This window comes from Loktanella sp. DJP18 (genome assembly GCF_049310965.1).
GTDB lineage: Bacteria > Pseudomonadota > Alphaproteobacteria > Rhodobacterales > Rhodobacteraceae > Loktanella.
In genome coordinates, this window is sequence record NZ_JBMERN010000054.1 from 1 (window position 1) to 26,249 (window position 26,249).

General features: G+C 63.9%; 22 protein-coding genes. 11 read left to right on the forward strand and 11 right to left on the reverse strand.

Translation table 11 applies throughout. The features are described 5' to 3' along the window. The 3 genes from ACOI1H_RS15040 to ACOI1H_RS15050 form a co-directional block, all read right to left on the reverse strand. Positions 1–449: hypothetical protein (locus ACOI1H_RS15040; RefSeq protein ID WP_422438653.1), on the reverse strand; the 449-nt coding region annotated here is incomplete at its 3' end. Positions 450–725: 276 nt separating this feature from the next. Further along, positions 726–2,762 (reverse strand): ASKHA domain-containing protein, encoded by a 2,037-nt coding sequence (locus tag ACOI1H_RS15045; RefSeq protein ID WP_422438654.1) that lies wholly within the window; start codon positions 2,760–2,762, stop codon positions 726–728. 89 nt (positions 2,763–2,851) lie between these two features. Beyond that, the gene (locus tag ACOI1H_RS15050; protein ID WP_422438655.1) at positions 2,852–3,547 is read right to left on the reverse strand and encodes a hypothetical protein; all 696 of its coding nucleotides are present in this window, start codon (positions 3,545–3,547) and stop codon (positions 2,852–2,854) included. A 167-nt stretch (positions 3,548–3,714) separates the two neighbouring features. Here ACOI1H_RS15050 and guaB point away from each other — a divergent pair, with 167 nt between their 5' ends. Next, a complete protein-coding gene (gene guaB, locus ACOI1H_RS15055; RefSeq protein WP_422438670.1) occupies positions 3,715–5,163 on the forward strand; it encodes an IMP dehydrogenase in 1,449 nt (482 codons plus the stop codon). 76 nt (positions 5,164–5,239) lie between these two features. Here guaB and ACOI1H_RS15060 read toward each other — a convergent pair whose 3' ends face one another. Then, positions 5,240–6,661 (reverse strand): TrkH family potassium uptake protein, encoded by a 1,422-nt coding sequence (locus ACOI1H_RS15060; RefSeq protein WP_422438656.1) that lies wholly within the window; start codon positions 6,659–6,661, stop codon positions 5,240–5,242. Positions 6,662–7,107: 446 nt separating this feature from the next. On the opposite strand from ACOI1H_RS15060, the gene ACOI1H_RS15065 reads away from it, so the two are divergent. Continuing rightward, the gene (locus ACOI1H_RS15065; protein ID WP_422438657.1) at positions 7,108–8,274 is read left to right on the forward strand and encodes an RsmB/NOP family class I SAM-dependent RNA methyltransferase; all 1,167 of its coding nucleotides are present in this window, start codon (positions 7,108–7,110) and stop codon (positions 8,272–8,274) included. Between the two features lie 155 nt (positions 8,275–8,429). Beyond that, entirely contained in the window at positions 8,430–10,694 is a 2,265-nt protein-coding gene (locus ACOI1H_RS15070; protein WP_422438671.1) for an ATP-binding protein, read from the forward strand. A 57-nt stretch (positions 10,695–10,751) separates the two neighbouring features. Here ACOI1H_RS15070 and ACOI1H_RS15075 read toward each other — a convergent pair whose 3' ends face one another. Both ACOI1H_RS15075 and ACOI1H_RS15080 read right to left on the reverse strand, forming a co-directional pair. After that, positions 10,752–11,732 (reverse strand): glucokinase, encoded by a 981-nt coding sequence (locus ACOI1H_RS15075; protein WP_422438658.1) that lies wholly within the window; start codon positions 11,730–11,732, stop codon positions 10,752–10,754. Next, positions 11,729–13,060: a GH1 family beta-glucosidase gene (locus tag ACOI1H_RS15080; protein ID WP_422438659.1), complete on the reverse strand. Its 1,332-nt coding sequence runs from the start codon at positions 13,058–13,060 to the stop codon at positions 11,729–11,731. The genes ACOI1H_RS15075 and ACOI1H_RS15080 overlap by 4 nt, the downstream gene beginning before the upstream one ends. A 138-nt stretch (positions 13,061–13,198) precedes the next feature. On the opposite strand from ACOI1H_RS15080, the gene ACOI1H_RS15085 reads away from it, so the two are divergent. Further along, a complete protein-coding gene (locus tag ACOI1H_RS15085; protein WP_422438660.1) occupies positions 13,199–14,845 on the forward strand; it encodes an alpha-amylase family glycosyl hydrolase in 1,647 nt (548 codons plus the stop codon). 1 nt (position 14,846) lies between these two features. Beyond that, on the forward strand, positions 14,847–15,614 hold the full coding sequence (locus ACOI1H_RS15090; protein ID WP_422438661.1) for an HpcH/HpaI aldolase family protein: 768 nt from the start codon (positions 14,847–14,849) through the stop codon (positions 15,612–15,614). A gap of 47 nt (positions 15,615–15,661) precedes the next feature. On the opposite strand, the gene ACOI1H_RS15095 is transcribed toward ACOI1H_RS15090, so the two are convergent. The 3 genes from ACOI1H_RS15095 to ACOI1H_RS15105 all read right to left on the reverse strand — a co-directional run bounded on the left by ACOI1H_RS15095 (position 15,662) and on the right by ACOI1H_RS15105 (position 18,011). Continuing rightward, positions 15,662–16,729: a methyltetrahydrofolate cobalamin methyltransferase gene (locus ACOI1H_RS15095; RefSeq protein ID WP_422438662.1), complete on the reverse strand. Its 1,068-nt coding sequence runs from the start codon at positions 16,727–16,729 to the stop codon at positions 15,662–15,664. Further along, the gene (locus ACOI1H_RS15100; protein WP_422438672.1) at positions 16,726–17,652 is read right to left on the reverse strand and encodes a methylenetetrahydrofolate reductase; all 927 of its coding nucleotides are present in this window, start codon (positions 17,650–17,652) and stop codon (positions 16,726–16,728) included. Before ACOI1H_RS15100 ends, ACOI1H_RS15095 begins: the two co-directional genes overlap by 4 nt. A 62-nt stretch (positions 17,653–17,714) precedes the next feature. Further along, complete coding sequence (locus ACOI1H_RS15105) at positions 17,715–18,011, reverse strand: virulence factor (RefSeq protein WP_422438673.1); 297 nt, start codon at positions 18,009–18,011, stop codon at positions 17,715–17,717. A gap of 239 nt (positions 18,012–18,250) precedes the next feature. On the opposite strand from ACOI1H_RS15105, the gene ACOI1H_RS15110 reads away from it, so the two are divergent. Together ACOI1H_RS15110 and ACOI1H_RS15115 are read left to right on the forward strand one after the other, a co-directional pair. Beyond that, positions 18,251–19,363: a Ppx/GppA phosphatase family protein gene (locus ACOI1H_RS15110; protein ID WP_422438663.1), complete on the forward strand. Its 1,113-nt coding sequence runs from the start codon at positions 18,251–18,253 to the stop codon at positions 19,361–19,363. A 60-nt stretch (positions 19,364–19,423) separates the two neighbouring features. Next, entirely contained in the window at positions 19,424–20,161 is a 738-nt protein-coding gene (locus tag ACOI1H_RS15115) for an RlmE family RNA methyltransferase (protein ID WP_422438664.1), read from the forward strand. Here ACOI1H_RS15115 and ACOI1H_RS15120 read toward each other — a convergent pair. Continuing rightward, positions 20,152–20,751 carry a gamma-glutamyl kinase gene (locus ACOI1H_RS15120; protein ID WP_422438674.1) on the reverse strand — a complete coding sequence of 200 codons (600 nt, stop codon included), beginning with the start codon at positions 20,749–20,751 and terminating at the stop codon, positions 20,152–20,154. The genes ACOI1H_RS15115 and ACOI1H_RS15120 overlap by 10 nt on opposite strands. A gap of 199 nt (positions 20,752–20,950) precedes the next feature. Between ACOI1H_RS15120 and recA the strand changes: the two genes are divergently transcribed. From recA to ACOI1H_RS15140, 4 genes are all read left to right on the forward strand, one after another. Beyond that, the gene (recA, locus tag ACOI1H_RS15125; RefSeq protein WP_422438665.1) at positions 20,951–22,030 is read left to right on the forward strand and encodes a recombinase RecA; all 1,080 of its coding nucleotides are present in this window, start codon (positions 20,951–20,953) and stop codon (positions 22,028–22,030) included. Positions 22,031–22,189: 159 nt separating this feature from the next. Beyond that, positions 22,190–24,844, forward strand: a complete 2,655-nt coding sequence (gene alaS, locus ACOI1H_RS15130) for an alanine--tRNA ligase (RefSeq protein WP_422438666.1) — start codon at positions 22,190–22,192, stop codon at positions 24,842–24,844. Then, positions 24,841–25,128, forward strand: a complete 288-nt coding sequence (locus ACOI1H_RS15135; protein ID WP_422438667.1) for a DUF1330 domain-containing protein — start codon at positions 24,841–24,843, stop codon at positions 25,126–25,128. Before alaS ends, ACOI1H_RS15135 begins: the two co-directional genes overlap by 4 nt. A 379-nt stretch (positions 25,129–25,507) precedes the next feature. Further along, positions 25,508–25,678, forward strand: coding sequence for a hypothetical protein (locus ACOI1H_RS15140; RefSeq protein ID WP_422438668.1), 171 nt, complete (start codon positions 25,508–25,510; stop codon positions 25,676–25,678). A 6-nt stretch (positions 25,679–25,684) separates the two neighbouring features. On the opposite strand, the gene ACOI1H_RS15145 is transcribed toward ACOI1H_RS15140, so the two are convergent. Then, a partial coding sequence (locus ACOI1H_RS15145; protein ID WP_422438669.1) for a hypothetical protein occupies positions 25,685–26,249 on the reverse strand: 565 nt, incomplete at its 5' end.

Genomic DNA, 26,249 nt, shown 5'->3' on the forward strand with positions numbered 1-26,249 from the left:
CAGGTCCGGTAGCCCATCCGGATCAACTGGCTGCCCGACATCTCGTAAAGGTCGTGGATGGCATAGCGTCCTTGCTGCATGAACCAGTGTTGCAGGGGCGGATTGTAATAGGACGCCATCAGCCGCGACCAGCTTTCGAACTGGTCGGCCGGAAGCGGCGTCCCGTTCCGGCTGGGGCCGTGAAACCCGAATGTCGTTTGCGGGCTGATGCAGACATCGCTCGCACCCAGATACAGCGTGCAGGATGAATAGCAGATACGGCCGCGAATTTCGACCCGCTGGCCGTTGCGTCTCAGCATGTTCACCTCTTGCGCACGCTTGCTGACCAGCCCGCCGCGGTCATTGCCGACGACAAGCGACGGCTGGGCGGTGCCAGGCGTCGTCAGGTCCATCACGGCCAAGGTCACTGTCAAACCGAGGCATCGCAGGGTGGCGCGGAAGGTCGTCATCGGAAGTCTCCTGATCCGGGGTGGGATCAGAAGCGGCCGATGCCGTTAAGCGGCCGCTAAAAGACCGTTTTGGCATACCTTTGTGAAAAATGCAGGCGAAGCACAACGTATTGACTTGTCGTGCGTTCGGCAACTCTGACGTCGGAACTGCGCAGCATTTGCATCATTATGCCGTCAGGGATCTGCGGGGACAAAAGCCGCTCGATCCGTCAGATTTCAGGGTTCTGCGGTGCAAATCAAGATCCGGCAGTCCGGTCGCGGGCGGGCAGGGTCAATTCATGACCGGACCCGCCTGCGCCGTTTGCCGTCCTCACCGACCGACCCGCCACCGCCAAGGTTGAAACTGACCTGCGGCAAGGTCACGATGGATGACAGATGCGGAAACGGATCGGTGGCATGCGGAATCGCGTTGGCGTTGACGAAGTGCTCCTGGAACTTCGGCGCGATGGCGGTCTCGACCTTGGTGATCTGCCGCACGGTCAACGCGATCGCGCGGCGTGCGGCGACGGAACACAGCGCGATGCGCGCGCCGGTCCCGGCGGCGTTGCCGGCGGATGTCACCTTGTCCAGCGGCGCGTCGGGGATCATGCCCAGCACCATCGCGTGTTTCGGGCTGATATGCGCGCCGAAGGCTCCGGCGAGGGTGATGCGGTCCACATGATCGACGCCCATTTCGTCCATCAGCAGCCGCGCACCGGCATAAAGTGCCGATTTCGCCAGCTGAATCGCGCGGATGTCGCCCTGCGTGACCGAAATCAGCGGCCCGCCAACAGCCGTGCCGTCGTGCAGGACATAGGCATGGGTGCGCCCGGTCTCGACGCAGCGGGACGTGCCGGTCTGGTCTGCCGACCCGATCAGGCCCTTGTCGTCGACGATCCCGGCCATGCGCATCTCGGCCACCGCCTCGATGATGCCGGACCCGCAGATGCCGGTGATCTGCGGTGTGCCGAAATCGGGATCGGTGGACCACAGGTCGCTGCCGATGATCTTGAATCGCGGCTCCTTGGTCTGGGCGTCGATCTCCACCCGCTCGATGGCGCCGGGGGCGGCGCGCTGGCCGGAACTGATCTGCGCGCCCTCGAACGCCGGGCCGGTGGGCGAAGAACAGGCCAGCACGCGGGTCTTGTCGCCCAGCAGGATTTCCGCATTGGTGCCGACGTCCACGATCAGCACGAGGTCTTCGGACTTGCCGGGTTCCTCTGACAAGGCCACGGCGGCGGCATCGGCCCCGACATGGCCCGCGATGCAGGGCAGGATGAAGACCTGCGCCGCGTCGTTCATCGCCGTCAGTTCCAGGTCGCGGGCAGCCAACGCCATCGCGTCCGACGTGGCCAATGCAAATGGGGCCTGTCCCAGTTCCACCGGGTCGATCCCCAGCAGCAGGTGGTGCATGACCGGGTTGCAGACAAAGACCGCTTCCAGGATCTGTGCCGCGTCGATGCCGGCCTCGGCTGCGATGTCGACGGTCAGCGCGTTCAGCGCCGCGCGCACCGCGGCGGTCATCTCGACCTCTCCGCCGGGGTTCATCATGGCGTAGCTGACGCGGCTCATCAGGTCTTCGCCAAAGCGGATCTGCGGGTTCATCACACCGGCGCTGGCCAGCACGGTGCCGTTGCGCAGGTCGCACAGGTGCGCGGCAATGGTCGTCGATCCAAGGTCGATGGCCAGGCCGTAGATGCGCCCTTCGTGAAAGCCCGGCCAGATGTCGAGCAACTGGTGCCGGTCGTCCAGCGACCCGCGATGAAGCGCGACCGTCACCTCCCAATTGCCCTTGCGCAGCGCCTTCTGCAACTTGCGCAGCACGGGCAGGGGCGCGTGCAGGTCATCGATCTGCCACTCGGCTTTCAGCGCGGCGGCCAGCCGTTCCAGATCGCCCGAGGGTTCGTGCATGTCCGGTTCCTGCACGGGAACGAAATACAGCTTTGTCGCGGGGTCCATGATGATGTCACGGGCCGAGGCCGCTTTGCGCACGACCTGCCGGTGGACCTGACTTTCGGGCGGCACGTCGACGACGATATCGCCCTGCACGGTGGCTTGACAGCCGAGGCGGCGACCTTTCGGCAGGCCACGAATGTCATCGTAGCGCTGTTCCACGCTGTTCCATGGGCTCAAGGCACCTTCGCCGACCGTGACGCCGTGCTTGGGAAATTCACCGAAAGACGGGCTGACCTGACATTTTGAACAGATGCCGCGCCCGCCGCAGACGGAATCGAGGTCGACACCCAACTGCCGCGCCGCTGTCAGGATCGGGGTGCCGACCGGAAAGTGCCCGCGCTTGCCAGAGGGGGTGAAGATGACGAGGGGGTCGGTCATGTGTTGCGGCTTTCGGTCAATTCAGGCGCAACCTAGCGATTTCGGCACCGGGGGAAAGGGCGGTTGCGGCATGGGATGACGCAGGGGCGTCACTTCAGGATGTCGGCCCCCATGAACCACACCGCCAACGGCACGGGTGCCGTCGCCAGCATCACCGTTAGCAGGGTCCAGCCGGGCGTGAAAAGACGGCTGATCCCGGCCGCCATCAGGATGCCTCCGCCGCCGCCCAGCGCCATGTTCCCCGGCACGTTCAGCACCACGGCCAGCAGCCCGTAGCGATACCTTGTCGCCAGGGGGGCCAGCCAGCGCGGCAGTCGGTCCGACAGGCTGGCCAGTCGGTTTTCCGGCGGCTCCGTCTTGATGCGGTAGATCATCGCGCAGGCGCGGATCATGTGCAGATCGCGGAACAGTCCGTGCAGCCAGTCCAGGCTGACCCGGCGACCGACGACATAGGCCGCCAGCAACCCCAGCACCGTCGCAAGCCAGACGAAGGGCGCGATGATCGGTCCTTCCATCACCATCAGCGCGATCGCGATCTCGATCGCCGGCACGAAGGGAATGGCGATGATCGCGGCATAGGCCAGAATGGACACCACCACGAGGGTCGTCATCGCGCGGGCGCGGGCGGCGTCCTCGAGGTCGGCGATATGGCCCTGCAGCCAATCGAACAACGCTAGCCCCGCCCAGACCAGCAGGCCGATGATCGTCAGGCGCAGGATCAGGCGCGGCAACGATCTGCGGAGCGGTGGCGGTGTGACGGGAGGGACAGGCTTGTCGGGCTTCATGTCAGCGTTCTGCGGTGTTCGCAGGCGGTGTGCAAGCGCGGCACGCGCGGCACGCGCGCACAGATGCGTCAGGTTTCGCGCACCATGTCCCGGCGTTTCGCCCTTTTGCCCCCCCGCATTCCATGCAATAGCGCAGTGCCAAGTGACCACATCAGGAGAAGACCGTGATGGAGATTCGCGAGGCATTGACCTTCGACGACGTCCTGCTCGTTCCCGCAGCAAGCGCCGTCCTGCCTAGCACGGCAGACACCCGCACCCACGTGACGCAATCCATTGCGATGAACATTCCGCTGTTGTCCAGTGCGATGGACACGGTCACCGAAGGCCGAATGGCCATCGCGATGGCGCAGGCTGGAGGCATGGGGATCGTGCACAAGAACCTCGACGTCGAAGCACAGGCCCTCGAGATCCGGCAGGTGAAGCGGTTCATTTCCGGCACCGTCTACAATCCGGTCACGCTGACCCCGAACCAGACGTTGGCAGATGCGCGGTTGTTGATGGAACGTTACCGCGTGACCGGTTTTCCGGTCGTCAACGATCGGGGTCTTGTGGTCGGGATCGTCACCAACCGCGACATGCGCTTTGCCACGGACGAAAAGACTCCCGTCAGCGTGATGATGACGTCGGACAACCTCGCTATGCTGCGTGAACCCGCAGATCTGGACGAGGCGCGCAGCCTGATGCAGGCGCGCCGGATCGAAAAACTGCTGATCACCGACGGCACCGGCAAGCTGACCGGACTTCTGACACTGAAGGACAGCGAACAGGCCGTGCTGAACCCGATGGCCTGCAAGGACCATCTGGGCCGGCTGCGCGTCGGTGCCGCCACCGGTGTCGGGGATGCGGGGTTCGAACGGTCTCGGGCGCTGATCGATGCGGGCGTCGACCTGCTGGTCGTCGATACCGCCCACGGCCATTCCGAAGGTGTCGCCCGCGCCGTCGAGCGCATCAAGATGCTGTCCAACGAAGTGCAGGTCTGTGCCGGCAATGTCGCGACGGCCGAAGCGACGAAGGCGCTGATCGGGTCCGGTGCGGATGCGGTCAAGGTCGGGATCGGTCCGGGGTCGATCTGCACGACCCGCATGGTCGCGGGTGTCGGCGTGCCGCAACTGACCGCGATCATGGACTGTGCCGCGGCGGGCGGCGATGTGCCGGTCATCGCTGACGGCGGCATCAAGTTCTCGGGCGATTTCGCCAAGGCGATCGCGGCCGGCGCGTCCTGTGCAATGGTCGGCAGCATGATCGCCGGCACCGACGAGTCCCCGGGCGAGGTCATCCTCTATCAGGGCCGGTCGTTCAAATCCTATCGTGGCATGGGGTCGCTCGGTGCGATGGCTCGCGGTTCTGCCGACAGGTATTTCCAGAAGGACGCCGCCAGTGACAAGCTGGTGCCCGAAGGGATTGAAGGGCAGGTTCCCTACAAGGGCAGTGCCAGTGCCGTCGTGCATCAGCTGGTCGGCGGCCTGCGCGCCGCGATGGGTTATACCGGCTGCGCCACAGTGCCGGAGATGCGCCGCAATTGCACCTTCGTGAAGATCACCGGCGCCGGCCTGCGCGAAAGTCACGTGCACGACGTGCAGATCACGCGGGAAAGCCCGAATTACCGCGCCGGTTGATCGCTGACCCGTCGGCGACTCGACAGGGCCGGATGCGGACTAGGGTCTTGCAGAGCCATGCTGCCACGATCCGTGCCTAGGCCGTCACCTCTCGCCAGAACAGCGGGGTTACCAGCACGAGGACGGTCAGCAGTTCAAGGCGTCCCAGAAACATACCCAGAACGAGGGTCAGTTTCACTGGATCACTGAGCGACGAGAAGTTGCCGGCGGGGCCGATTATCGACCCGACGCCTGGGCCGACATTGGCAAGCGCCGTCAAGGCACCGCTGGCCGCCGTCTCCACGTCCAGGCCAAGCAGCGTCAGCATGATCGACAGGATGGCGAATGTCGTGAGATAGACCATGAAGAACGTGATGAGGCCGCCGATCACGTCAGCTTCGACGCGGTGGCCTTCGTATCGCACAGTCACGACGCGATGGGGCGAGAAAAGCGCTTGGATCTGCGCCTTGATCGACCGGCCAAGCAGCAGCCAACGCATCGCCTTGGCACCACCCGCCGTCGATCCGGTGCAGCCCCCGACGGCGGTCAGCACGAAGAACACGGTGACGGCGAACGGCCCCCAAGCCGTGTAGTCCGTCGTAGCGTAGCCCGTCGTGGTTACAACGGAAATGACGTTGAATGCGACCAGCCGCAGCGCGGTCAGCGGTGGCATGCCGGTGCGTGCGACCAGCCAGATCGTCAGCAGGACGATGACGAGCGTCAGGGTCTTGACCATCGCTGCGACCTGCTCGCTGCGGAAGGAACCACCGCGAAGCACCCGGATGTACCAGGCGAACGGCAGGGCACCCAGCAGCATGAACAGCGTGCCGGCCCATTGCAGAAACGGGCTTTGAAAGAAGCCGAACGAGGCATCATGGCCGGAAAAGCCGCCCGTCGAAAGTGTGGTCATCGCATGGGTGATCGCATCGAAACCGGTCATGCCGCCCGCCAGATAGACAAAGGCGCAGATGACGATGAGGCCAGCATAGATCTGCAGGGTCGCGGAGGCAAAGAGCGCCGCGCTCGGCAATTCCTTCTCGCCCTTGTCGGAGCTTTCGGTCCGGAAAAGCTGCATGCCGCCCACCTTCAGCAGCGGCAGGATCGCGATGCCTGTGACAATGAACCCGACACCGCCAACGGCCTGCAGCATCGCCCGCCACATGATGATACCGTGCGGTATGGCATCCAGCCCCGCCATGACGGTCGCGCCGGTCGTGGTGATGCCCGACATCGCTTCGAACAGGGCATCGGTCGGTGTCAGTGACCACACCATCAGCGGCACGGCACCCGCGACGGCGGCCATGAACCACACGGTCGAGGTCAGTAGAAACGTTTGGGCCCGCCGAAGATGGTAGTCGGAGGATGAGGAGACCAGACAAAGCAGCACCCCCGGCACGCCCACGACGGCCATCGCGAAAAAGAAGGCATGCGCGGTCGCCGGAAACAGAAGGGCGTTCAGCCCCATCAGCACCGCAAAGAAGATTAGGATCATCCCGTTGAAAAATACAACGAAGCTCATGGACCGGAAGGTGCTCTCTGATCGCGGACTCGGACGGCCCCGCTTATCATGCGGCAGATGCCGTGAACATCGCAATCAATGTGCCGCGACAACGGCGCATTTCGTGTCGTGGCTGCCATGGTCTCGTGACCTGACGGGTCGGGCGTTCTCGATAGCCGTGCCGCGTATGCCCGGACCGGAGCCACGAGCTCTCAGTTTGCCTGCCGCGCATCCGAGGCGCGGAGGGTGACCTTCCCTTCGGCCTTCCACCGGCATAGACCGGTCGCCAGGACGCCGACGCGACGGATGAGACTTGATGCGATTACGTGAAAAACATCCATGATGAGCAGATGCATCATCGATAAGAGGTCCGCATCCCTGATGTCCGGAACCCCTGCCACCCCTCACAGGTCAGCGCCGCGTCGTGACAATGCGCTCGGCATCGCCGCCCGCCCAAGGGTCTGCCCATGACGCCCGCCGCGCGGTATGCCGCCGCCATCGTCGTTCTTGACCAGATTGTCGCGGGTGCGCCGGCCGAACGTGCGCTGACGACCTGGGCGCGCACCAACCTCTTTGCCGGGTCGGGCGACAGGGCTGCAATTCGGGATCATGTCTATGACGTCCTGCGTGCGCGCCGGTCGCTGGCCATCGCCGGGGGTGGTGACGGCGGCAGGGCGCTTGTCCTTGGCCTGCTGCGACGGGACGGGATCGCACCCGACACCGTCTTCGGGGCAGGCGGTCACGCGCCGCCCGCAATGACAGAAGCAGAGCGCCGCGTGGAGGGCCATGCCGCGACCGATGCCGAAACGGCAGACCTGCCGGACTGGCTCTGGCCGATCTGGCAGGATTCGCTGGGCGACGGCGCCATGCCCGTCGCCTTGGTCCAGCAACGCCGTGCGGGTCTTCACCTGCGCGTCAACCTTTCCCGCATCAGCCGCGACGCTGCACAGGCAAAGCTGCTGAAGGACGGGATCGCCACCGTCCCGCACCCGGAGGTGGTCACAGGGCTGACCGTCCTGGATCAGCCCCGCAAGGTCGCCGGGTCGGCCACCCTGGCCGCAGGCTGGGTCGAAGTGCAGGACGCCGCCTCGCAGATCGCCTTGGCACAGCTGCCCCTGACGCCGGGGATGCGGGTGCTGGATTACTGTGCCGGGGGCGGTGGCAAGGCCCTGGGGATGGCCGATCGTCTTGCCTCACGGGTCTGGGCACACGACGTCGACCCCCGCAGGATGATCGACATTCCCGGCCGCGCCAAACGGGCCGGCGTCGAAATCGACGCGATTGCGACCGCAGAGGTCGGTGCGGTGCCGCCCTTCGATCTGGTTCTTTGCGACGCGCCCTGTTCGGGCAGCGGGACCTGGCGCCGCACGCCGGACGCCAAATGGCAACTGACGGCGGACCGTTTGCGCGATCTTAACGAGACGCAGGCAAGTGTGCTGGCACGGGGGGCCTCGCTTTGCGCAAAGGGAGGAGCCGTGGCCTACGCGACCTGCTCTGTTCTGGCATCCGAGAACGACGGCATCGTTGGAGCGTTCCTGTCCGCCCATCCCGACTGGACCCGGCAGCAAGAGCTGCGCCTGTGGCCCACGGCGTTGCACGACGGATTCTACATGGCCGTCCTGCGTCGAACCTGATACAACCTCAGGGTACTGCAAGCACATTAACCAATTGTTGACGGCTGCGGTCTAGCCTGTGGCATCTGGCAGATCTTCAGGACAGGGTGAATCATTCCGTGCGCGACGCTGATGCGAACATGACGACGCCGCAGCCACTCGCGTTCTGGTTGTTCATGGCCGGGACCGCTGCTTGTGGTCTGACAGCCCTGATGGCGGACGGACCGATGCTGCCCGGCATCGCCGCGGCGACGGCGGCGGCGCTCCTGCTGGCCGCCTGTGTCGCCCAGTTGCGCGGACACGGTCTTCTGCATGGTGTCAGGGGCCGCGGGCCGCTGGCGACGACCCCGCAGGAAGCGATCATCGCTTTACTCTCTCACGATGCCGATGTCGCCTATCTGACCGACGGCGATGGCGACATCCGGTACGCCAACCCGGTTGCGCTCGAACGGTTCGGGGATATCGCCGACGGACATCTGGCCTCTGCCTTCAGCCGCATCCTCGCCAACCCGGAGGCGGTGCTGTTTCGCCTGCAAAACCGCGCCTTGGCCACCGGGGCCGCGCGCGAAGACATCATCACCCGCTCGGGTCAGTTCCGCATGTCGCTGGTGCAGCTTGGCGACGACACGCAACTCTGGCGGCTTGACGATCTTGGCAAGGGGTCGAGGAACCTGGGCCGTGCGGCGGATCAATTGACGTTGCCGATGCTGACCGCCGGTCCGACCGACGCGATCCTTTACCTGAACGAAGCCTTTCGCAAGATCCTCGGCAGTCGTCCGAAGTCGCTGACCGACATCTTCGGGCCCGAACCGGTGGCCAGCGGCCAGCACCGCGACTTCAGAACCGTCAGTGGCCTCAGCACGATGATGCTCGGCGTCGTCGATGGGGCGGCCGGCCGCAGAGAAGTCTACCTCTTACCGCCGCCGCGCCCGGACACCGGGCGTGGCGGCCCGCCGTCTCTGGTCGCGGGCTGGAACGCGATCGAGGATCTGCCGGTCCCGTTGCTGAAGATTGCCGAGGACGGCGTGATCACCGCATCGAACCGCGAGGCGAGATCGCTGCTGGGCCTGACGACCACCCAGGAAAAGCGGGTGCAGGACGTGCTGGACGGGCTGGGCCGACCGATCACCGACTGGGTCCGCGAATCCTTGAACGGGCAGGGCGGTCACGGCAGCCAGTTCCTGCGGGGGCGCGGCGACAATCAGGAAACCTTCGTGCAGGTGACTTTGAACACCGCCGACGGACCGGAGGGGCGGCACCTGATCGCGGTCCTCAACGATGTGACAGAGCTCAAGACGCTGGAGGCGCAATTTGTCCAAAGCCAGAAGATGCAGGCGATCGGCCAACTTGCGGGGGGTGTCGCGCATGATTTCAACAATCTGCTGACCGCCATCTCGGGTCACTGCGATTTGCTGTTGCTGCGTCACGATCAAGGCGACCACGACTATGGCGACCTGATCCAGATCCACCAGAACGCCAATCGGGCCGCCAGTCTAGTCGGACAATTGCTGGCGTTTTCGCGCAAGCAGAATTTGCAGCCAGAGCGGATCGACCTGCGCGAGACCTTGTCGGACCTCACGCATCTGTTGAACCGGCTGGTCGGTGAAAAGGTCAGCCTCGTGCTGGACCATGACCCCGATCTTGCGGCGATCAAGGCCGACAAGCGGCAGCTTGAACAGGTGATGATGAACCTCGTCGTCAATGCCCGCGATGCCATGCCCCAGGGAGGCAAGATCGGGATCAAGACCGAAAACCGGATCCTGCATGCTCCTCTGGCCCGTGACCACGTGATCGTCCCTGCAGGGGAATATGTCGTGGTGCGGGTCGTCGATGAAGGCTGCGGCATCCCGGCCGACCGCCTGCACAAGATCTTCGAACCCTTCTGGACGACCAACCGACAGGGCGAGGGAACAGGGCTTGGCCTGTCGACGGTCTATGGCATCGTGAAGCAGACCGGCGGCTACATCTTTGCGCAGTCTGAAATCGGTGTCGGCACGGAATTCGAGCTGTTCTTCCCCAGCCATTCGCTGCCGGTCACCGACCGCCCCCTGATCGTGCCACCGCCCCAGGCCGAAGGCGACGGCGTCGTCCTGTTGGTCGAGGACGAGGCACCGGTGCGGGCCTTCGCGTCACGGGCGCTGCGCCTGCGCGGTTATACGGTACTCGAGGCGGACTGCGCCGAAGGTGCTCTCGAGCTTCTGTCCGATCCGGACCTGAAGGTCGATATCTTCGTCACGGACGTCATCATGCCCGGCAAGGACGGGCCGACATGGGTGCGCGAGGCGTTGACCGTTCGGCCGCAGACCAAGGTCGTCTTCGTCTCTGGCTATTCCGAAGACGCCTTTGCGGATGAAAACGAGCGGGTGCCGAATTCGGTCTTCCTGCCCAAGCCTTTCTCGCTCAGCGAACTGACCTCGACGGTGCATGACCAGCTGAATTGACGACAAGGCGGTCCGTCACCGGCAAGGCAGCAAACGCTGGTGCCGATGCGCCGACGACTAATCCGCCGCTGCAAGTGCGACGAGATGTGCCGCAGACCCTGTCAGAGCCGCATAGTCGTCTTCGACGACCGAGACGGCGAAGTTGCCCATGAAGCCTGCGAACCGTCCCTTGTCGCGGAACGCCTCGCCAAAGCCGAACTGTGTCAGATAGGGAGCAAAGGCGCGGGCGACCCCCCCGACCAGGTAGACTCCGCCGAACGGCAACTGGATCAGCGACAGATTCCCTGCAACGGTACCCAGGATGCGCGAGAAGATTCGGGCAGCTTCGACGGCGCGCGGATCGCGACCGTCGGCGAGGGAGGCCATGATCATGTGGGCGCGCTCCTCGCGATGATCACCGGCCTCCTGCCCGAGAAATGCATAGACCCGTTCCAGACCACGGCCCGATAACACGTCCTCGACTGCCGGAAAGCCGTGGGCGTTCGAGACATACTGACACAGGCGCAGTTCCTGCTCTGTCCGGATCGGCAGGTTCGCGTGGCCGCTTTCCGACGGCGTGACGAGCCGTCCGGCTTCCGTCTCGAACACGGGGGCGGCGTTGAAACCGGTTCCGACACCGATCACCATCTTGGCGGCGTGTTCGTTGCCCTCTGCCCCCGTCAGGATCGGCAGGATGTTTTCAGGGGCAATGAACCCCAGAGCGTGACCCTGAGCCTGCAGGTCGTTCAGGATCGCGACGGTTTCCGATTTCGACGCCCGCGCCAGGGTGTCCTTGTCGATCACCCAATCGAGGTTCGTCATCGAGGCGCGTCCGTCGCGCACTGGTCCCGCGACGGCGACGCAGGCCGCGTAGGGATCGATGCCACCGGAGTCCTGATCATATTGCCGGATCACGCTTTCCAGCCCCGGAAAATCCGCATTCTGATAACGCCGCACCGTATCGGCCAGCACGGTGCGCCCTTCTGCCAAGGCGATCCGGGTATTGGTGCCGCCGATGTCGGCCACAAGATTGTAGGAATTCGCGGCGGGCAGGGTCATGTGTCGTTCTTTCGCGGGGCAATGGCAGATTTGAGGGCGTGATAAGAGGCTTTCGGTGTCCGGTCCAGCGTGTCGAAATCGACATGGACCAGACCGAAACGCTTCTCGTAACCGAAGGCCCATTCATAATTGTCGAGGAGCGACCAGTAGAAGAAGCCCTGCAAGTTCACCCCGTCCGAAATGGCGTCATGCATCGCCTGCAGGTGTTGGTCGATGAAGGCGATGCGGGCGTTGTCGTCGCTGTCGACCGTATCGGGCCAGGCCATGCCGTTTTCGGTGACGAAGACGGGCAGGTCGCCGACATAGTCGCGCGCAAGGCGGGTCAAGGTGCGGTGCAGACCCTCCGGGTAGATTTCCCAGCCCATCTGCGTCTTGTCGCGCGGACCCGTGACTGGTCTTGTCGAAGGCCAAGGGGCATCGGGATCGGCGACGACCAGACCGCGCGTGTAGTAGTTCACACCCAGAAAATCGATTGGCTGACTGATCTCTGTCATGTCGTCCTGCCAGCCTCGGGGCAGGTGAGGCCCGAAGCCGGCAAGCCCTTCCTCCGGGTAGCTGCCCTTGGTGATCGCCTCGATGAACCAGCGGTTGTGGGTGGCGTCCTGCGTCGCGGCCGCCTTGGCATCAGTGGCGCTGTCGCTGGCCGCTTCCGTCGCCTCGAAATTCAGGACGATGCCGCAATTCTGCATCCCCATGTCGCGCAAGCGGGTCATGGTACGACCGTGGGCCTTGTTGACATGGTGCATGGCGCGGGCGGCGGCGCGGATGTCGCGCAGGCCGGGGGCATGATGGCCAAGGAAATGCGACAGGTAGGCCACGCACCAGCTTTCGTTCAGGGTCGCGATGGAATGCACCCGGTCGCCGATGCGGTCCGTGATGACCTCGGCAAAATCGGCCATCCAGTCGGCGACATCCGGGTTTGTCCAACCGCCAAGGTCTGCCAGCGCCGATGGCATCTCCCAGTGATACAGCGTCTGGAACGGTTTCAGTCCGCGTGCCAGACAGCCGTCGACAATGCGCTCGTAAAAATCGAGGCCCTGCTGGTTCACCTGTCCTCGCCCTTCGGGAATGACCCGCGCCCAGCTCGTGGAAAAGCGGTAGGCATCCATGCCGGCATCGCGCAGAAGGTCGAGGTCGGTTTCCCACCTGTGGTAGTGGTCGCAGGCGACGGCCCCGTCCTCGGCCCGCACGACATTGCCGGGGCCTTTGGCGAAGGTGTCCCAATGCGTGGGCCCGCACCCGCCGAAGGACGATCCTTCGATCTGGTAGGCGGCGGTTGCCGCGCCAAACAGGAATCCCTGCGGGAAATCGGTGCGGTTCAGTTTCACGGCGGCCCCCTCCGGATGGTCAGACCCAATCAGTCGCCCACCCATGCCCGAATGACAAGTCCGTCGGGCGAGGGCCGTTGTGTTCGGCAGTACCCGTTGCTAGCAAATGACGAAGCCTTAGTGCCAAGGAAAAATCAGATGATCCCTTCCAAGATCGACAACGTGGCCAATCCCGACTGGTGGCGCGGGGCGATCATCTACCAGATCTATCCGCGCAGCTATCAGGACAGCAACGGCGACGGGATCGGCGATCTTCTGGGCATCGTCAGCCGGATTCCCTACATTGCCTCGTTGGGGGTGGACGCGATCTGGATTTCGCCGTTCTTCACCTCTCCGATGAAGGATTTCGGCTACGACGTCAGCGACTACTGCGACGTGGACCCGATGTTCGGCACGCTGGCGGATTTCGATGCCGTGGTGGATACGGCGCACCGGTTCGGCATCCGCGTGATGATCGACCTGGTGCTGAGCCACACCAGCGACCAGCATCCCTGGTTCCGGGAAAGCGTGCAAAGCCGCGAGAACCCCAAGGCTGACTGGTTTGTCTGGGCCGATCCCAAGCCAGATGGCACGCCGCCGAACAACTGGTTGTCGATCTTCGGCGGCAGTGGCTGGCAATGGTCGCCCCGGCGCGAGCAGTATTATCAGCACAATTTTCTGACCAGTCAGCCGGACCTGAATTTTCACAACATGGAAGTCCACGAAGCCCTGCTCGACGTGGCGACCTTCTGGCTGCACCGGGGTGTCGACGGCTTCCGCCTCGATACCATCAATTTCTACACATGCGACAAGGACTTGCGTGACAATCCCGGCCTGCCGAAAGATCTGCGCAACGCGACTATCGCGCCGGCAGTGAATCCCTACAACCATCAGGAACACATCTACGATAAGAACCGTCCGGAAAACCTTGAATTCCTGCGGAAATTGCGCGCCGTGATGCAGCCCTACGGCGCCGCCGCCGTGGGCGAAGTCGGTGACGCGCAGCGCGGGCTGGAGATCATGGGCGAATACACCCGTGGCGACGACCTGATGCAGATGTGCTATGCTTTCGAGTTCCTGTCCGACACGCAACCCACCGCCGCCCGCATCGTAAAGGTCATGCAGGACGTCGACCGCGTGGCCAGCGACGGCTGGGCCTGCTGGGCGTTTTCCAACCACGACGTGATGCGCCATGCCACCCGCTGGAACCTGTCCACCGGCGCGCAACGCATGTTCATCACGCTGATCATGGCGCTGCGCGGATCGGTCTGCATCTATCAAGGCGAAGAGCTCGGCCTGCCCGAAGCGCAACTGCGGTTCGAGGATCTGCAGGACCCTTATGGCATCGAATTCTGGCCGGAGTTCAAAGGCCGCGACGGTTGCCGCACGCCCATGGTCTGGGATGCAGAGGCGCAGAACGCGGGCTTCTCCAGTGCCGCCCGAACCTGGCTGCCGATAGGTGAGGCGCACCGCGAGCTTGCGGTGACGGCGCAGGAAACCGACCCCAGCGCCCTGCTGCATCATTACCGCAAGGCGATCCATTTCCGGCACAACCACGCCGCCCTGCGTGTCGGCAGCCACGACGGACTGAAATCCGACGGCGACGTCATCTATTTCACGCGTGAAACGGAAGGCGAGAAGCTGTTCTGCGTCTTCAACGTGTCCGACAGCCCCAGCAGCTTTCAGATGCCGAACGGCGACTGGCGATCCATCGGCCAGGAATTGGGAAGTGCCACGATCAACGTGGACGGCTGGCTGCACCTTGGCCCGTGGCAGGCCTGCGTGGCGCTGGACAGGGCATATTAGCATGGACCTTGCCGAAAATTCGCTCAAGACGCGGCTTCAGGCCGGCGAGGTGCTGACCGGCATCTGGTTGTCTAGCGCGTCGTCCCTGATGGCGGAACTGGCCGGGCGCGCCGGTTTCGATTGGTGCCTGATCGACGGCGAACACAGCCCGCAAAGCCTGCCCGACATGTTCCCCTTGTTGCAGGCGCTGGCGGCGACGCCGACGCCGGCCGTGGTCCGCATCCCGGCAGCCGAGGACTGGATGGTCAAGCAGGCGCTTGACCTTGGCGCACACGCCGTGCTGGTGCCGCTGGTGCATGACGCGGACACCGCGCGGCGCATGGCCAGCGCGATGCGCTATCCGCCCGACGGCCATCGTGGCATGGGGGCTGCGATGGCGCGGGCCTCGGGCTTTGGCGCGGTCACGTCCTATGTGCATCAGGCGAACCGGAACGCCTGCCTGATCGTGCAGGCAGAGAGTCGCGCCGCGCTGGACAATATCGACGAGATTGCCGCTATTCCCGGTGTCGACGGCGTATTCATCGGCCCGGCGGACCTGTCGGCGGACCTGGGCTTCGTGGGCCAGCCAGAGCATCCTTTGGTCGATGCCGCCATCGACCACATCATCGCGCGGACCAAAGCGGCGGGAAAGTTTGCAGGGATACTGACCTTCAATCCCGACCGCATAGCGAAATATCGGGACATGGGCGTGGAGTTTCTTGGCGTTGGCGGCGATGTCGCCATCATGGGCAAGGCCCTGCGGGCCCTGGCACTTCAGGCGAAGGGATAGGCCGTCGCGGGTCACAATGACCGTGACCCGCAGTCGATGCCGTTCGTTCAGTTCCGCTTGCGGCGTCCTGTCCGGGCGCGGCCTTCGCCGGGGGCGACCACGGCGCGGTTGAACCTGATCCATTCGCCGCCGGACGGATCGTTGTCGGTCAGGAAGTTGGCGGCGCGGATCGCCTCCATCTCGGACCCGGCGCGCGGCAGTGTGGACCCGAGGCCGGTCAACTGACAGAACAGTTCCATGTCGATATCGTCGGGGATGACGATGCCGGCCGCGGCCAGTTCGGCCTTCTTCGCCTCGATCTTGGCGGCCGTCACCGGCAGCGCGACCGGGTTCATGATGGCAGAGGTCATGCCAGTCGCCATCGCCATCGGCAGGAAGGCGTTGTTGATGCCGTGCCGGTTCGGCAGGCCAAAGCTGATGTTCGATGCGCCGCAGGTCGTGTTCACGCCCAGCTCGTCGCGCAGGCGACGCACAAGGGTAAAGACCTGAAGGCCGGCGGTCCCCATCGCACCGATCGGCATGACCAGCGGATCGACCACGATGTCATGCGCCGGGATGCCGAAGTCGGCGGCGCGTTCGACGATCTTCTTTGCGACCGCGAACCGCACGTCCGGGTCCTCGGAAATCCCGGTGTCGTCGTTGGAAATCGCCACGACCGGCACGTTGTATTTCTTGACCAGCGGCAGAACCAGTTCCATCCGCTCTTCCTCTCCGGTGACGGAGTTCAGCAGCGGGCGACCTTCGCAGGCGGCCAGACCGGCCTCCAGCGCGCCGGGGACAGAGCTGTCGATGCACAAGGGCACATCGACGACGGCCTGCACGCGGCGGATCAGTTCCGGCATCAGCATCGGCTCGACAAAGTTGTTGTCCGCATAGCGCGGGTCTTCGGCCATCTTGTTGGTAAAGACGGCACCCGAGTTGATATCCAGCACCGTCGCACCTGCGGCGACCTGTGCGATGGCGTCGGCCTCGACCCGGCTGAAATCACCCCGTTCCAGTTCGGCGGCCAGAATCTTGCGCCCCGTGGGGTTGATGCGTTCACCGATCACGCAGAACGGCTGGTCAAAGCCGATGATGGCGGTGCGGGTCTTGGATTCGACGATGGTGCGGGTCATGCAGGTTCCTTTTGCGGGTTGGCGGGGCGGGCAGAGTCGCCGCCGTGATCCATCGCCCACTGAGCGTTGGTCTTGATCCCGCCTAGCGGGAAGAAATGGACGTTGGTCACGTTAAAGCCGGGGTTGGCGGCCTTGTGGGCGGCCAGCGCACCGATCACCTCGTCGGGTTCATAGGGCAGCAGCAGCTTGGTCACGTCCATCGCGCGGCGTTGCAGGACGCGCAGCGAAGGGCCGACGCCGCAGGCCATCGCGAACTTGATCATGGTCTGCAATTTGGCGGGTCCGGCGATGCCGATGTGGATGGGCAGGGTGATGCCCGCCGCCTTCAGGGCGTCGGCCCAGGCGATGATCGGCTCCGCCTCGAAACAGAACTGGGTCGCCAGCGCCATCTGCGCATCCGTCGTGTCACTGAACCGTTGTTTCCAGCGCAGGGCATCGCTGACGTTGGTGTCCGATCCATCCGGGTCGATGTCGCGGTTGCCTTCCGGGTGGCCCGCGACGTGCAGGCGGTTGAACCCGGCGAAGGCCCCGGATTCCAGCAACTGCATCGAATTCTCGAAGTCGCCGTGGGGCAGGGTGACGCCACCGGCCAGCAACAGCCCCTGATCGACGCCGGCCTCGCCCCGGTAGCGGGCGATCCAGTCCGTCAGGATCGCGCGGTCCTTGATGATCCGTGCCGGAAAGTGCGGCATGACCTGATAGCCATCCATCGCCAGCCGTTTCGCCGTCGCCACCATGTCGTCGATCGGGGTGCCATCGATATGCGCAATGTAGACGCGGGTGCCGGCGGGCAGCAGCGACTGGAAGTCGACGATCTTCTCTGCCGTGCGCGGCATCACCTCGATCGAGTAGTCCTTGAGGAACGCGGCCACCTGTGCATCCGGTGCTGCGGCAGAAGCGGGCTTTCTCTTCAGGAAGGGCATGAGCGACACGAGAGTCTCCTTCAGGCGGTGGGGCAAACGGTGCGGCGGGGTCGGCGTCTGGATCACGACCAGCCGTCGTTTTCGATCAGACTCCGCAGGCGGTCGGGGCTATATTCGCGGTCAAGGCGCGCGGCCTCGGCGCTGGCAACGGCGGTATCCTCGCCATCCAGCGGATAGGGATCGCCACGACGCATGCCGGCCAGATATTCTTCTGTGCCGGCGGCCCCGGATTTCATCGCGGCGCGGTCGATGGCCTGTTCGAAGCGTTCGGGCAATTGAATCTTGGCCGCCTTGCGGCCGCGGCCCACCATGACCTGGGCCGGCATGTCGCGCCAGTAGATGATCGTCACGTCGGGCATGGATTGCGTCCTTTGCGGCTGACCCGCTTCTAGCATCGCGCCTTGGCGGTCGATGTCGGTTTTCGACATCTTGCGGTGTTTGCGCGACGGGTATCGCGCGGCGCGGTCGCGAAGGCCAGAGCCGTCCGGCCCCGAATTCCGCATGATGAACGTGAAGGGACCTCATGACGCAAGGCCGCGCTTGCAAGCGGGTGCGCGACGGCATAGCGTGAAGGCAACTCGAAATGGAGGGCGTGACGATGGCGCCCAAGCGTCCCCTTGGTGCGGGCGCGTTCCCGATTGCGGTCGATTCCCCCGCGCCACAGCCCCCCGATCCGGCCACGCTCTATGCGGCCCTCGATCTGGGGACAAATTCGTGCCGCATGCTGATTGCCCAGCCAAAGGGCAGCCAGTTTCATGTGGTCGACAGCTTTTCCAAATCTGTCCAACTGGGACAGGGTCTGGAAAGTACGGGCAAGCTCAGCCGCGCGTCCATGAACCGGACGATCGCTGCCATGCGCATCTGCAAGCAGAAGCTGGAGCGTCACAAGGTGACGCACATGCGCCTTGTCGCGACCGAAGCCTGTCGGCGTGCGCGCAACGGCGCGAATTTCGTGGCGCAGGTCCGCCGCGAGACGGGTCTGAAGCTCGAAATCATCAAGCCCGAGGAAGAGGCGCGGCTTGCCGTCATCTCTTGCGCGCCGCTGGTCAGTACCAAGACCGAGCAATTGCTGGTCGTCGATATCGGTGGCGGCTCGACCGAGCTTGTGTGGATCGACCTGAGCCATGTGCCGTCCCGCGAACGTCCCCGCGCGATCATGCGGCTGCACGCAGGTTTTACCGCCGATCCGGGGCCGTTCGCGGCAGCGAAGGTCGTGGACTGGATCTCGGTGCCACTAGGCGTCGCCACCCTGCGCGACCAGTTCGCGGACGTGGAAGACGACGCCGCGCGGTTCGCGTTGATGAGCTGGTTCTTCGAGGAGAACCTTGCCAATTTCTCGCCCTATTCGGCCGAGCAGGCGCGCGAGGGGTTCCAGATCATCGGCACCAGCGGCACCGTGACGACGGTCGCCGCGTCGCATCTGGGGCTGAAGCGCTATGATCGCACCAAGGTTGACGGGCTGCGCATGACCTCCGACCAGATCGACACGGTCATCCGCAACTACCTGACGATGGGCCCATTGGGGCGGCGCAGCGACCCGCGGATCGGGCGGGACCGGCAGGCGCTGATCATGTCGGGGGCCGCGATCCTGCAGGCGCTGATGCGGCTTTGGCCCACTGATCGGCTGTCCGTGGCAGACCGCGGCCTGCGCGAGGGGTTGCTTTATGCGCAGATGTCGGCAGATGGGGTCCTCGAAGACGCGCCGTATTGAGCGAGACGTTTCGGCGAAACGACCCGATCCTGCGGTGACGTAATGTGAGAAGAACGGAACATGGTGAAGAAACCGACCAAGAACACCTCTGGCCGCGGCCAGCGGGACCTGACCGTCAAGGTCAAGACGGCGCGCGGCCGGTCCCTGTCGTCGACCCGCTGGTTGCAGCGTCAGCTGAATGACCCCTATGTGAAGAAGGCCAAGGCCGAAGGCTATCGCGGGCGGGCGGCGTTCAAGATACTGGAGCTTGACGACAAGTATCGGTTCCTCGTCCCCGGTGCGCGGGTGGTCGATCTGGGCTGCGCCCCCGGCGGCTGGTGTCAGGTTGCGGTCAAGCGTATCAACGCAATGGGGGACCGTCCGTCCAAGGCACAGGGCCGCGTGCTGGGCGTGGATGTTCAAGAGGTCGAGCCGATCGCCGGGGCGGAGATCCACCAGCTTGATTTCCTGTCCGACGACGCAGACAAGTTGGTGATGTCATGGCTGGACGGTCCGGCCGACGTCGTGATGTCTGACATGGCGGCCTCGTCATCGGGGCACAAGCAGACCGATCACCTCAAGATCATCGCCCTGTGCGAGGCGGCCGCAGAATTCGCCTTCGACGTGTTGACCCCCGGCGGCACCTTTGTCGCCAAGGTGCTGGCGGGCGGGGCAGAGGGCAATTTGCAAAAGCTGCTGAAAGCCCGGTTCGAAAAGGTCGCCAACGTCAAGCCGCCGTCGTCACGGGCCGACAGTTCCGAAAAGTTCGTCGTGGCAACCGGGTTCAAGGGGCCGCTTTTGGCCACCGATCAGGACTGACGCGCGGTCTCCCACACGGCGAATTCCGCGGCACGCCTGTCGCGCAGCTTCGCCTCGACCTGCGGTAAAAGCCGCGTCTCGCGCAGGGGCGAGACGTTGAGGCGGGGCAGGGTCAGCGTCACATCCAGCCGGTCTTGCAGGAAGGCGATCAGGCGGTCCTGGCGGTCGTAGGCAAAGAGGTAGTTTACCGCGATCTGGCCGTCACCGTCGCAGACGAATTTTGCCTGACTGCCGACATTGGCAAAGGGCTCTGGCTTGCCCTTCACGTACTCCAACACGAAATCATCGAAACTGATGTTTTTCGTGCTGTTGGGATGCCCGTCGAGGTCGGTGCGCGCCCGGTAGCGATACCAGCTGCCCAGCCAGTCGATCGGATCGCGCACCACGGCCAGGGTCTCCGGGTCCTGGCCGCCCGCCTGCACGAAGAACGGTTTCAGGAATCTGCGGTAGCGGTAGATCGGCGCATGCTTGATCGTCGGCGGGTCGCGTAGCACCATCGCCGCCTTGGGGGCCAGCGCACCTTCGAGGGCTGTCGTGCCGGTCTTTGGGACCGCCAGAATGACCAGATTTTCCTTCCAGAAGACAAGCATCAGGGCCCCGGTCACGAATATGCAGCCGCACCATAGGCCATGCACGAATTTTTAACCACTGCGGGCGCACCATAAAGTTGGTTAAGAAACAGGTTGAAATGTTCCTGCTTTGATCTCATATGTAGAACAAGAACAGAGCAAGAACGAATTGCGGCGATTGCGGCACCCCCACCGGGCATGACATAAGGACGCGACTGACATGGCAACGGCAGAACTTCTGACTATGACTGACAAGAAAACCGCGGAAAAGCAGAAGGCGCTGGAAAGCGCACTTGCGCAGATTGAACGCCAGTTCGGCAAGGGGTCGATCATGACCCTTGGCGGACAGAATCAGATGCGCGACATCGAGGCGACGAGCACCGGATCGCTGGGGTTGGACATCGCGCTTGGCATCGGCGGTCTGCCCAAGGGCCGCATCATCGAAATTTATGGCCCGGAATCGTCCGGCAAGACGACCCTGACCCTGCATTCCATCGCGGAAGAGCAGAAGAAGGGCGGCGTCTGCGCCTTTGTGGACGCGGAACATGCCTTCGATCCCAGCTATGCGAAAAAGTTGGGCGTGAACCTGGATGAATTGTTGATTTCTCAGCCCGACACCGGCGAACAGGCGCTGGAGATCGTGGATACGCTGGTGCGGTCCGGTGCCGTCAACCTTGTGGTCATCGATTCTGTCGCGGCGCTGACGCCGAAGTCGGAAATCGAAGGCGACATGGGCGACAGTTCTGTCGGCGTCCACGCCCGCCTGATGTCGCAGGCCATGCGCAAGCTGACCGGTTCGATCAACCGCTCTGGCTGCATGGTGATCTTCATCAACCAGATCCGCATGAAGATCGGCGTCATGTTCGGCTCTCCCGAGACGACAACGGGCGGCAACGCGCTGAAGTTCTACGCATCGGTGCGTCTGGACATCCGCCGCATCGGGTCGATCAAGGACCGGGATGAAGTCGTGGGCAACCAGACCCGCGTGAAGGTCGTCAAGAACAAGGTGGCACCGCCGTTCAAGCAAGTCGAATTCGACATCATGTATGGCGAAGGCATCTCCAAGACCGGCGAGTTGCTGGACCTGGGCGTGAAGGCCGGCGTGGTCGAAAAATCGGGGGCCTGGTTCAGCTATGGCGACGAACGCATGGGCCAGGGGCGCGAGAATTCCAAGCAGTTCCTGAAGGATAATCCCGCCACCGCGCTGGAGATCGAGGACAAGATCCGTGCTGCGCATGGGCTGGACTTCGCAATGTCGGACGGCGACGCGACCCCCGACGACGATCTGGTCGAGATGTAAGCGACGGTGAGGGGCGTCACCAGAAACGCCTGACACGTTGGACGACGTGGATAATATCCGGAAAAGGGTGCGGCGCAGGCCGCGCCCTTTTTCGTTATGGCTTTACGCTCCGGCACCGCCCGGTTATTTCAACGGCAACCCAAGCTGACAGGCGCTGACATGACATCCCTTTCCGACATCCGCTCGACCTTTCTGAATTTCTACGGGCGCAACGGACATGAGGTTGTCGCCTCCAGCCCGCTGGTCCCGCGCAACGACCCCACGCTGATGTTCGCCAATTCCGGCATGGTGCAGTTCAAGAACCTGTTCACCGGGGTCGAGACGCGGGACTACAACCGTGCCACGACGGCGCAGAAATGCGTCCGCGCGGGCGGCAAGCACAACGATCTGGACAACGTCGGCTATACGGCGCGGCACCATACCTTTTTCGAGATGCTGGGGAATTTCAGCTTTGGCGATTACTTCAAGGACGACGCCATCGCCTTTGCGTGGGAATTGCTGACCCGCGATTTCGGCCTGAACAAGGACAAGCTGCTGGTCACGGTCTATCACACCGACGACGAGGCTGCGGCGATCTGGAAAAAAGTCGCCGGGCTGACCGACGACCGGATCATCCGCGTCCCGACCGACGACAACTTCTGGCGGATGGGACCGACCGGGCCCTGCGGTCCCTGCACAGAGATCTTCTACGATCACGGCGACAAGATCTGGGGCGGCCCTCCGGGTTCGGCGGATGAGGACGGCGATCGGTTCATCGAGATATGGAACCTCGTCTTCATGCAGAACGAGCAGTTCGAAGACGGCACCATGCGCCCCCTCGACATGCAGTCGATCGACACCGGCATGGGGCTGGAGCGGATCGGCGCGCTATTGCAGGGCAAGCACGACAACTACGACACGGATCTCATGCGGTCGCTGATCGAGGCGTCGGCCCATGCGACAAACAGCGATCCCGATGGTCCCGGTAAGGTGCATCACCGCGTCATCGCGGATCACCTGCGCGCGACGTCCTTCCTGATTGCCGATGGCGTGATGCCGTCCAACGACGGGCGCGGCTATGTGCTGCGCCGGATTATGCGGCGCGCGATGCGTCATGCGCACCAGCTGGGCGCGCAGGACCCGCTGATGCACCGTCTGGTGCCTGCGCTGGTGCAGGAAATGGGGGCTGCCTATCCCGAACTGGGGCAGGCGCGCACCCTGATTGAAGAGACGCTGAAGAACGAGGAAGTGCGCTTTCGCCAGACCCTCGACCGTGGCCTGCGGCTGCTGGACGACGAAGTCTCGCGCCTTGGCGAGGGCGAGAACCTGCCCGGCGAGGCGGCGTTCAAGCTTTACGATACCTACGGCTTTCCGCTCGACCTGACGCAGGATGCGCTGCGTGAAAAGGGGCGCGGGGTGAACACCGAAGGTTTCGATTCGGCGATGGCCGCGCAGAAGGCCAAGGCACGCGCCGCCTGGTCCGGCACGGGAGAGGCCGCAGATGCTTCTGTCTGGTATGATCTGGCCGAGACGAAGGGCCTGACCGACTTCCTCGGTTACGACACGCTGACCGCCGAAGGGCAGATTCAGGCGCTGGTTGTCGATGGCGCACCCACTGATACCGCCAAGGGTGCCGTGCAGATCGTGTTGAATCAGACGCCGTTCTATGCGGAATCGGGTGGCCAGGTCGGTGATACGGGCACGATCCGCACCGACACCGGGATGGCGCGGATCACCGACACAAAAAAGGTCGCCGGCGTCTTCATCCACATCGGCGAAGTCACGATGGGCGAGATCAGCCGCGGCCAGGGCGCGCAACTGACCGTGGACATGGACCGCCGCGATGCGGTGCAGGCCAACCACTCGGCCACGCACCTGCTGAACGAGGCGCTGCGCGAGACGCTGGGCGACCACATCGCGCAGCGCGGATCGCTGAACGCCGCAGACCGGCTGCGCTTCGATTTCAGCCACAACGCGGCCGTGAGCACTTCGGATATGCAGGCTGTGGAACAGGCGGTCAACGCGATGATCCGCCAGAACACCACCGTCGAGACGCGGATCATGACGCCTGACGATGCCCGCGGCCTGGGCGCGCAGGCGCTTTTCGGCGAAAAATACGGCGACGAGGTGCGCGTCGTGTCGATGGGACGCAAGCCCGGGTCCGGCAAGGGCGTCGATAAGCAGACTTATTCGCTGGAACTTTGTGGCGGCACGCATGTGCGGCAGCTGGGCCAGATCGGTGCTTTCGTGCTGCTGGGCGATAGTGCGTCCAGCGCCGGTGTGCGCCGGATCGAGGCGCTAACCGGGCAGGCGGCGCTGGACTACCTGCGCGCGCAGGACGTGACGCTGGCGCAGGTCGCCGCGACGTTGAAGGCACCGGTGGCCGAAGTTGCGGACCGGGTGCGCAGTCTGATGGACGAACGCCGCGCGCTGGCCAACGAGGTGGCGCAACTGCGTCGCGATTTGGCGATGGGTGGCGGAAAGGCTGAATCGCTTGCCGAGCAAGTCAATGGCATCGCCTTTCAAGGACAGCTCATGCAGGGCGTGACCGGCCGCGATCTACCCGCCCTGATCGACGAAATGAAGGCGAAGATGGGCAGTGGCGCGGTCGTGCTGATCACGGAATCGGGTGGCAAGGCAGCCGTTGCGGCGGGCGTGACGGCTGATCTGACTGGCAAATTGTCGGCGGTCGACCTGCTGCGGGCAGCGGTGGCCGAACTCGGCGGCAAGGGTGGCGGTGGCCGGCCCGACATGGCGCAGGGCGGCGGCGCGTCCGTCGACAATGCCGATGCCGCGATAGCCGCGGCGAAACGGATCGTGGAGGCGATGCAATGAAGACGGCACTTTGGGTCGCGCATGTTCATGTGACGGACGCGGACGCCTATGCGAAATACGCGGCACTTGCGACGGGGGCCATCGCGGACCATGGCGGCGTCTTTCTTGCACGCGGCGGGGCTTATGAAACGCTGGAAGGCCCGGACCGCTCCCGCAACGTCGTCGCACGATTCCCCTCGATGCAGGCGGCGCACGATTGCTATTACTCCGACGCCTACCAGGAGGCGCTGAGTTACGCCAAGGGTGCCGCCCAGCGCGAATTGAGCATCATCGAAGAGCTTTGAGAGGCGCGGATATCTTGGGTCTGGGGCCCGGTGATTGGCACTGGGGCGAATCGCTGACGGCGCTGTTGTCCCAAACCTGTCGCGTATAATCGGAAAAGGGGGGCAGCCCCCCGTCGCCTGGACGACCTCCCCCCGGAATATTTGACATCCCATAAAGACCCGATGGGTGACACCTATGCCAAGATTATGACATCCTTTGGTTTTCTTAGTTTCATGCTTGGCCAAACGACAATAGGTGTCAGTGACAAAGAATTGACAAGAAAATAGGGGGTGTAGGTGACATGCGGATGGGCGCTTAGTTCCATGCGGTGGGGCAATTTCTGTCATTCCTATTCATCGGGGAACCCGAATGCCAAACGCACCACAAAAAAGATTTTAGATGCTGCTCGACGAGCAGGAACTGATGGACGAATTGATCCGTGGTGCCAAGCGCATCGTCAAGGCTGCCCCGGTCGCTGCACGGAACTTCGGCGGCGAGGTGATCGACATCGTGATGGCCCCTCGAGGCTATGTCTGCGGCCATGCTGACGGTTCAGATCGAGGTCAGTGAAGCGAACTAGCTGAACAGAGGATTGCTCTGCACGACGGCCACCTCGGGAGAGTAGCTGTTGCGCAGGGCCGCCATGTAGGGGCTGGCTGCGCTGCTGACGGCAGCGCGGCGTTCCTGCTCCCGGCCGCTGGACTTGGTGGCGGTGTCGTCGCCCACGATCTTGGCCGCTGCATCCGCTGCCTCCCGATCACCCGCCGACAGATCGCCCATGACCGCTGACGCATAGGCGTTTGTCAGGTCGGGCTTGCCCTCCCCATCCGTAGCGCCTGTGCTGCTGGCCGTGTTGCCAGAGGGGGTGAAGCTCGTCTTGTTGTATTTGGCCCGCCAGACGCCGGAGAGGTCCGCTGCGGTGGCTGTCCGGGGGTCCACGCCGCTGCCCCGTGGCAGGTTGAGGCGCACGGCTTCGAGGCCCACGAGGTCGGCCGCGTTGGCGTTGGGATCGCGCAGCAACTTCCGCGCCCCACCAAGGCCCTGCTGGTGGGCCAGGTATAGTTCCCAGCCTTCCGGCTCACGTCCGAGTGTTTCGATGAGGCCCTTGCGGTTGTCGCGCAAGATCGTGTCCCAATGCTTG

Excerpts from the sequence above, each read along its gene's own strand:
- alaS (WP_422438666.1), top strand. The coding sequence starts at position 22,190 with ATGACATCCCTTTCCGACATCCGCTCGACCTTTCTGAATTTCTACGGG.
- ACOI1H_RS15050 (WP_422438655.1), bottom strand. The coding sequence starts at position 3,547 with ATGAAGCCCGACAAGCCTGTCCCTCCCGTCACACCGCCACCGCTCCGC.
- ACOI1H_RS15105 (WP_422438673.1), bottom strand. The coding sequence starts at position 18,011 with ATGCCCGACGTGACGATCATCTACTGGCGCGACATGCCGGCCCAGGTC.
- ACOI1H_RS15075 (WP_422438658.1), bottom strand. The coding sequence starts at position 11,732 with ATGACCCTGCCCGCCGCGAATTCCTACAATCTTGTGGCCGACATCGGC.
- ACOI1H_RS15100 (WP_422438672.1), bottom strand. The coding sequence starts at position 17,652 with ATGCCCTTCCTGAAGAGAAAGCCCGCTTCTGCCGCAGCACCGGATGCA.
- guaB (WP_422438670.1), top strand. The coding sequence starts at position 3,715 with ATGGAGATTCGCGAGGCATTGACCTTCGACGACGTCCTGCTCGTTCCC.
- ACOI1H_RS15120 (WP_422438674.1), bottom strand. The coding sequence starts at position 20,751 with ATGCTTGTCTTCTGGAAGGAAAATCTGGTCATTCTGGCGGTCCCAAAG.
- ACOI1H_RS15060 (WP_422438656.1), bottom strand. The coding sequence starts at position 6,661 with ATGAGCTTCGTTGTATTTTTCAACGGGATGATCCTAATCTTCTTTGCG.
- ACOI1H_RS15070 (WP_422438671.1), top strand. The coding sequence starts at position 8,430 with ATGGCCGGGACCGCTGCTTGTGGTCTGACAGCCCTGATGGCGGACGGA.
- ACOI1H_RS15110 (WP_422438663.1), top strand. The coding sequence starts at position 18,251 with ATGGCGCCCAAGCGTCCCCTTGGTGCGGGCGCGTTCCCGATTGCGGTC.
- ACOI1H_RS15065 (WP_422438657.1), top strand. The coding sequence starts at position 7,108 with ATGACGCCCGCCGCGCGGTATGCCGCCGCCATCGTCGTTCTTGACCAG.
- ACOI1H_RS15045 (WP_422438654.1), bottom strand. The coding sequence starts at position 2,762 with ATGACCGACCCCCTCGTCATCTTCACCCCCTCTGGCAAGCGCGGGCAC.
- ACOI1H_RS15115 (WP_422438664.1), top strand. The coding sequence starts at position 19,424 with ATGGTGAAGAAACCGACCAAGAACACCTCTGGCCGCGGCCAGCGGGAC.
- ACOI1H_RS15140 (WP_422438668.1), top strand. The coding sequence starts at position 25,508 with ATGCTGCTCGACGAGCAGGAACTGATGGACGAATTGATCCGTGGTGCC.
- ACOI1H_RS15135 (WP_422438667.1), top strand. The coding sequence starts at position 24,841 with ATGAAGACGGCACTTTGGGTCGCGCATGTTCATGTGACGGACGCGGAC.
- ACOI1H_RS15085 (WP_422438660.1), top strand. The coding sequence starts at position 13,199 with ATGATCCCTTCCAAGATCGACAACGTGGCCAATCCCGACTGGTGGCGC.
- recA (WP_422438665.1), top strand. The coding sequence starts at position 20,951 with ATGGCAACGGCAGAACTTCTGACTATGACTGACAAGAAAACCGCGGAA.
- ACOI1H_RS15095 (WP_422438662.1), bottom strand. The coding sequence starts at position 16,729 with ATGACCCGCACCATCGTCGAATCCAAGACCCGCACCGCCATCATCGGC.
- ACOI1H_RS15090 (WP_422438661.1), top strand. The coding sequence starts at position 14,847 with ATGGACCTTGCCGAAAATTCGCTCAAGACGCGGCTTCAGGCCGGCGAG.